Origin of the sequence: Halomonas sp., assembly GCF_041689495.1 — a bacterium.
GTDB lineage: Bacteria > Pseudomonadota > Gammaproteobacteria > Pseudomonadales > Halomonadaceae > Halomonas.
In genome coordinates this window covers 1-6,973 of record NZ_JBDNGD010000505.1, presented here as the reverse complement: position 1 = coordinate 6,973, position 6,973 = coordinate 1, and the positions used below count along the sequence as shown (strand labels likewise).

General features: G+C 59.8%; 4 protein-coding genes. 3 read left to right on the top strand and 1 reads right to left on the bottom strand.

Translation table 11 applies throughout. The features are described from left to right. The first annotated feature begins 39 nt into the window (after positions 1-39). Both ACESMD_RS15015 and ACESMD_RS15010 read left to right on the top strand, forming a co-directional pair. Positions 40-3,819 carry a helicase-related protein gene (locus ACESMD_RS15015; protein ID WP_372614554.1) on the top strand — a complete coding sequence of 1,260 codons (3,780 nt, stop codon included), beginning with the start codon at positions 40-42 and terminating at the stop codon, positions 3,817-3,819. Positions 3,820-4,013: 194 nt separating this feature from the next. Next, positions 4,014-4,997: a metallophosphoesterase gene (locus tag ACESMD_RS15010; RefSeq protein ID WP_372614552.1), complete on the top strand. Its 984-nt coding sequence runs from the start codon at positions 4,014-4,016 to the stop codon at positions 4,995-4,997. 370 nt (positions 4,998-5,367) lie between these two features. Here the strand turns inward: ACESMD_RS15010 and ACESMD_RS15005 are convergent, their stop codons facing one another. After that, complete coding sequence (locus ACESMD_RS15005; protein WP_372614550.1) at positions 5,368-6,024, bottom strand: hypothetical protein; 657 nt, start codon at positions 6,022-6,024, stop codon at positions 5,368-5,370. 536 nt (positions 6,025-6,560) lie between these two features. On the opposite strand from ACESMD_RS15005, the gene ACESMD_RS15000 reads away from it, so the two are divergent. Beyond that, positions 6,561-6,965 carry a hypothetical protein gene (locus ACESMD_RS15000; RefSeq protein ID WP_372614548.1) on the top strand — a complete coding sequence of 135 codons (405 nt, stop codon included), beginning with the start codon at positions 6,561-6,563 and terminating at the stop codon, positions 6,963-6,965. The last annotated feature ends 8 nt before the right edge of the window (positions 6,966-6,973 follow it).

Genomic DNA, 6,973 nt, shown 5'->3' with positions numbered 1-6,973 from the left:
TCACTGGGCACCGACTACACGTGGCGCAAGGAGGCATCCATGACATTGCGTGACTTCCCTTGGGAACCCAGCTATGCCACCTCTGATATTCGTGAGGATGGCAAGCTGGTTGATGTGCTGCACGACTTCTATATTCCAGCACTGAAACGGGCGACCCGCTATGACCGCGTGGCCGGCTACTTTACCTCTTCGTCTCTGGCTGCAGCGTCTCAAGGGTTTTCGCGTTTCGTCGAGAACGGTGGTGTGGCGCGCCTCGTGGTAGGCATGCAGCTCGACCCTGAAGATGCCGCTGCGATTCTGCAAGGCGATGAACAGCGTGCCAGTCAGGTGATGCTGGCACAGCTCGAGTCCTCGCGGCAGTGGCCTTCCGCATTACGTCATGGCGTCGAACTATTGGCATGGATGGTCACCAATGGCCACCTGGCCATTCGGGTGGGCTTGCGGGTGCATGCTCAGGATGGCACCCCACAGCCTCTGGACTTTGCTCAGGATGGTTACCTGCACGAGAAGTGGGCGATCTTCGGTGATGACCACGATGAGCTGTTCATTTCGGGTTCGTTGAACGAATCGCGGACAGCGCTTGCCATCAACGCCGAGAACATCACGGTTCAGCCCTCGTGGGAAGAGTGGAACCGCAAACTCTTTGCCCAAAAGCACCGCAGTTTTCTCGCGCTATGGCAGGGGCAGCATCCTGCTATCAAGACGTTCTCACTGCCCGAGGCGGTCAAGGCCGAGCTGGTGAAAATCGCTAGTAATGCCAGTGGGCTGTTCGAGATCGATGGTACGGCCATGTCGCTACAACCACATCAAGTGCGAGAGCGAGATGAGATCAAGCCCAGCCTGTCCGAGCGACTTCGTTTCGCCATGATCCGCCTGGCACCATTGCTCCCCGGTGGCGAGCGAGTCGGGATCGAGACCACGCCCATCGAGCCCTGGCCACATCAGCGTTTCGTTGCCAGCCGCTTGCTCGACACCTACCCACGCAACCACCTGCTCTGTGATGAGGTCGGCCTCGGCAAGACCATCGAGGCAGGCCTGGCCTTCCGTTCCCTGTGGTTAAGTGGCCGTGCAAGCTCAATACGGGTGTTTGCCCCTGCCTCCCTGACCTCGCAGTGGCTGGTCGAGATGGCCGAAAAGTTCTTCTTGCCCTTTGTGCGCCGGACCAGTCGCAAGGGACGCTGGGAGCGCATTGACATGCTCAGCGGTGAGCCCATCCAGGGCGACGGACAGATGTTCGATGCCCCGCTTGAAATCGTCTCTACTGGCTTGGTTATCAATCGCCATGGGGGAAGGTTACTGGCAAATTTGCCAGAGACGGATCTAGTGCTGGTGGACGAGGCTCACAAGGCTAGGCGCCAGACGCCAGACAATCAGACCACCATGCCGCGCTTCAACAAGCTCTACCAGGAGCTGCAGGGTTCGCTGTATGGCAAGTCACGGACCTTGCTGCTGGCCACAGCGACGCCGATGCAGCTCAACCGGGTTGAAGCCTTTGATCTGCTGAAGCTGATGCCTTCTGCCGGCGCCGTGCAGTTTTCCGAAGACCTATGCGAAATCTTCTATCGGGTCCGAGACAAGCTGCTCAACAACGAGCTCATGGCCGACTATGAAAAGGAATGGCTTCGCCGCTACCTGAACAACGTCCGTGCTTCATCACCTGAGCAGTGGCAGTTCGTGCATGAGCATGTGCTCTCTACCTTCGGGAAGAGCGGTTTGGATGACTTTGTAGAGCGCTGGGAAGAGCCCATCTTTGGCTGGGACGAGGTGCAACCGGCGTTGAGCCTGCTGGCTCCTCTGGGCCGGAGCATGCTACGGCACACCCGCTCGCTGCTGCGCGCCTATCAGCGAGAAGGCCTGCTGAACGCTAACCTGGCATGGCGGAACGTCCAGCCTGGCATCATTTCCCTTGCCGGCGTGGAGCGTGAGGTCTACGACCAGCTCCAGGAGTACTGTGCCGACTTGGCCAGCCACATGGCGGCCAACATGGAAGAGGGCAGGCAGCGGGCTGCTATCGGGTTCTACCTCAGCTTCCTACGCCTTCGTTATGCGTCCTCCTTCCATGCGTTACGCTGCTCTCTCGAGCGGCGTCTGGAAAAGATCCAGCAGACCCTGGACCACAAGGCACAGCAGTTTGCTTATAGCGACGCTGACCGGGAAGAATTGGAGGAGCTAGGTGATGAAGAGGTCGAAGGGCTGGTCCTCAAGCACCGCACCGAAAGCGACCTGACCTGGGAACAAGGCGCTGTAGCTCGTTTGATTTCGACCATGGACCGGCTCCCGACGACTCCGCACAAAATGCAGCGGTTGCTGCGGGATATCGACCAGCGGCGGATCAATGGCACCGATCGTGTTCGGCAGCTGGTGCTGTTCACTCGCTATGCCGACACCATGAACTATCTTCATGGCGAGCTGAGGCGACTACTCCCTGGATGCCCGATCGGCACCTTCTCCGGGGCTGGTGGCACCCTGCGTCGTTCCGGTGAATACCATCCTGAAAGGCTTGACCGCACGACGATCAAGCAACGTTTCGTCGCGGGCAACATCGACATTCTGCTGTGTACGGATGCTGCAGCTGAAGGCTTGAACCTGCAGAGCGCGGACCTGCTGATCAACTTCGACCTGCCGTGGAATCCGATGATGCTGGAGCAGCGTATCGGCCGCATCGATCGTATCGGTCAGCATCACAAACAGATCCACGTCCTGAACTACCTCTACCAGGGAAGCGTGGAGGAGGTGGTGTACTCGCGTCTGGTCAAGCGGTTCCGTGAGGCGCTCACCGTATCCGGTGAGCTGCAATTCTCGCTACTGCCCATCCAGCCCGAAGATTTCGAGGATTACGCCAAGGCAGATGGTGAGGAAGGCAAGATCGACGAAGAGGAGCTTATTCGCCGAGCTCAGCAGCATGCCGAGCGCATCAAGGAGCGGCAACAGCTCATCGAGTTCAAGGCTGAGGAACAGAAGGCTGCATATGAACACCTGGAGGCTCAGCGTCGTGCGGAGCCGATTCCGGCAACTCTTGAAGATATCTGGCGGGCCATCCATGAGAGTCAGTATCTCAAGGCGCTGGGGGGCGGCATCGAAAGCTTCAAGCGTGGGGATGCTTACCGGGTGGTCGACGTTCCTGGACTGCCGCAGGAAGTATTGCTGACAACATCGCGAGAGCTTTACGAGCATGGCCTCGGACAGGATGATCACCGTAAGCTGTACTTTGCTACCTATGGTGACCCCGTCTTTGAGAAGCTGCTGGATTACATGCTGCAACCACTGGAAGCGGTGCAAGCCGCATGGCAGGAGCGCAAACCTCTGGCATCGTTGCGCGTAGCTGACCATGGTCTGAACACCGCTGAGGACGCCTTTGGCGTTGAAATTGCCGAAGAGACTGAGATTGAACTTATCGAACGCTCTCGCCCGGCAGCGAAACGACAAGATGATCGGATAGGGCGTCAGCAGAAGGTCATGATGGATACCGTATCCGCCAGCCTCGCCGAGCTGAAGCTAAGACCAAATCCCGACACACCGAGCAACCAGATTGCAGAATTCGATCGATTCCGGGCTGACGTTAACAACCGTCATGGTCAGCGGGTACATCTGAAATTCGATGCTCCGGACCGAAATGGCATGCTGGCTTTGAAAGATAAGCTGTTGTGGCCAGTTTCCCAGAAGGATGATGGACTCAAGGTCGATGCCGATCCTCTGCTGCTGACCGTGGCCCGAGAGGTCATCTTCAGGCAGCTAGGGGATATTAAGAAAGACAGTCGGACTAGCCACGATGTCGCCAGAAGGTTGAGCGACAACGCAAGACAAATACTGTCGAGCTAAGTTGAGGCGCTTGTGAACCAGACCAAACGTGATCTCGTCTGTAGCGCGTCAATCAGGATGAGAAGCCAGCGACACTCATCCTGACACTGGGGGTCACGAGACCTTCGAGGCCAAGAAAGTCGCGTAGATCGGTGTCCACGATTGCTGGGTAAGATCAAAGTAGGACGTCCCAACATCCGGCACAGGAGGCCTGCATGTATGACCTCATCGGCGATATCCACGGCTACGCCACCCCACTGAAGCGGTTGCTCGAAACCCTCGGCTATCAGCAATCACAAGGCCTCTGGTCGCATCCCGAGCGCCGGGTGATCTTTCTCGGCGACTTCGTCGATCGCGGCCCCGAGCAGGTCGAGACCGTGCGCATCGCCCGAGCCATGGTCGAGGCCGGCACGGCGCTGGCGGTGATGGGCAATCACGAGTTCAACGCCGTGGCCTGGGCCAGTGAGGATCCTGCTCGCCCAGGAGAGCCCCTGCGTGCCCACAGCGCCAAGAACCGCAACCAGCATCAGGCCTACCTGGAGCAGGTGGTCGAGGGCAGTGTCTTGCACCGCGAACATATCGAATGGTTCAAGACACTGCCGCTCTATCTTGATCTCGACGGGCTGCGGGTGGTGCATGCCTGCTGGGATCTTAAGTCCCGCAAGGTGCTGGATAGTTATCTCGATGACTGCCAATGCATCCTGCCGGATGCCTGGTCGGAGCTGACCCGCAAGGACACCCCCGCCTTCGATGCCCTGGAAACCCTGATCAAGGGGCTGGAGATCCCACTCCCTCCAGGTCATTTCTTCTACGACAAAGACGGCCACCCCCGTCACCACATCCGCACCCGCTGGTGGGAACTGGAGCGGCTCACCTACCGTGACCTTGCCATGGTGCCCGCCGAGGCCATCGCGCAGATTCCACACGAGCCAGTCCCCGAAGATGTTCTGCCGGGCTATGACGGCGACAAACCGCTGTTCGTCGGCCACTACTGGCTGACCGGCACCCCTGAGCCGCGCAACCGTCACATTGCCTGTCTCGACTACAGCATCGCCGGAGGGGGCTTCGAGCCCGGGGAGACTCCCAAGTTGTGCGCCTATCGGTGGGATGGCGAGTCAACGCTGGATGTCGAAAAGTTCGTATGGGTGGGGCACGGCGACACGTCACCGACAAAGCAGGGATCAGGGAGTCTCCGGTGATGACACGCTAACCCTTCAGGCCCCCGACTACACCTATCACGATGTGGCGCCCGGTGAAGCGGTGAAGGAGGCTGAATTCGATGGTATTACGATCTCGACTATGTGTTTCAGCCCAGCATCGAGGTGACGAGTCCTAAGATTGGGCAAGTGCCGATGAGGACACCGCTAAAGAAGGGGTATATTCCGGGCCAAGTGCTGCTGTGGGATGACGATGAACCAGGGAAAAACGTGATCTTGGAGCGCCGAGCCCAGCAAGGCCAGCAGGGCGCCTCGCGGCCACGTCCCTGCTGGAGTGAAAACGACAGCGCTTTGCGCCGCCAGCGGCTGATGGCCACCGTCGACAAGCTCAACCGTGAACTGGGGCGGGAACTCAGTCGTCCTCGCCGGCAAAGAGATTGCCGAGATTCCGGTCACTACCTGCCAGACCGAAGGTGGCCTGGGGTGGATCGAAATTCGAACGCTCGTCTATCACCTCCCCTTGGGTAGAGATAACGATGCTGCGCCCTTCCGCGAAGACGTAGTGGTAGCGCTGGATCTCGCCCCAGGTCACCAGGCGGCCGCCGCTTTGTTGCATATGCTCTCGCGCCTTCTGGCAGGCCTCCGCCAGACGCTTTTCATAAGGCAACCGCCAGAAGCCGAAGGGAAACTTCAGGCGCCGGAAGTGTTCGGTGAACGCCATTGCGAATATCGGAATGATGGGGTTGCTCGAGCGCACGAAATCCGTGTCGGCGAACAGCCAGTGGCGGTGGGCCGCCCGATCCTCCGCAAGGCGCTTGTCCATGGCGACGATGGCTGGCCGGTAGTCGGGTTCGTCGATGCCGACGCTACGGCACAAGGCCTCGAGGAAGCCTCGCTCGCCGAAGTGTTCGTCCCGATACTCGGCTTCCAGCCCGAGATAGGGGCTCTGCCGGACGGCCAGGTATTGCGCCTCCGCCGAGGGCGTGGGTTGGGTGTAGCCCATGGCCCGCAGCACGTCCGTCGGTGCCAGGTGTTGGGTTCTGAGCTGCAGTTCCTGAAACAAGTCCATTGTCATTCCCTCCTCAGTTGGTCCGATATTGGCCATGCGTTGCTTGGTCGCTGCATGGACTCCGGTTGCCTGCCAGGATGACGTCATTGCTCAGCTCCGGGCGCACGATGTCGTCATGAAGCAGAACAGGATTGATCAGCGCGGTAGCTGGGCCCGCACCGGCTGGAGAGGAAGGAAGGCGATGGAGGCCCTTATCGGGCCATGCGAGATATGTCATGTCGAACTCCTGAATCCCCTCGTCTGGTCGGCAAGCGCCGACCCAGGGGAGAGGAGTCGTGCGCCGCTTTAGCTGCATTTCTATCCCGCCCGCAAGTTGGTGCTTAAATCGGCGGCGGCCCGAGGGCCGGACAACAAAAAACCCGCTTAGCATTTGCTAAAGCGGGCCTCTGGCGTCGCTTTAGCGGCATTTGTAGAGCGCCCGCAAGCTGAGATTCAAATCGGCGCTGAGAGAAAGGTAACCAGTGTGTTCATGGGGTGTCAAGGCCATTCGCTGGTGATTCACGGCGGACGGGGAACAACCCGACCGAGTGACTTCCATGGGCTACTTTGGGCCCCGCGCCTCTGGGCACCACTGGCCACGCGGCTTCGCCCGTCGCTACGTCCGCTCGGTGCTAAAGCTCATGGGGCTGCCCAAGAAGCCGAAGGTGGAAGCCGAGATCTTCGGCAGCAGGCTGCAGGACGAGCAGGTGGTGCACTCGATCAACGGCGAGGTGCTGATGCTCGAGTGGCACCACGGCCGCGAGGGCAGGGTGGTGGTGCCGGAGCCGACACTGTCCACCTGGCTGCAGATGGTGGAGCTCAGCCGCGTGCAGGGCGACGCCTGGCACAGATCCGCCAGGCGCTGGCAGTTGTCGAGAAGGCAGCGGATGCCGATACTGCCGCCAGCGACCCGGATCCGACCTACACCTGCCCGCAATGCAGGCAACCGACGCTGCGGGTGATCGGGACC

Coding starts and splice junctions, on each gene's coding strand:
- ACESMD_RS15015 (WP_372614554.1), top strand. CDS start 40: ATGACATTGCGTGACTTCCCTTGGGAACCCAGCTATGCCACCTCTGAT.
- ACESMD_RS15010 (WP_372614552.1), top strand. CDS start 4,014: ATGTATGACCTCATCGGCGATATCCACGGCTACGCCACCCCACTGAAG.
- ACESMD_RS15005 (WP_372614550.1), bottom strand. CDS start 6,024: ATGGACTTGTTTCAGGAACTGCAGCTCAGAACCCAACACCTGGCACCG.
- ACESMD_RS15000 (WP_372614548.1), top strand. CDS start 6,561: ATGGGCTACTTTGGGCCCCGCGCCTCTGGGCACCACTGGCCACGCGGC.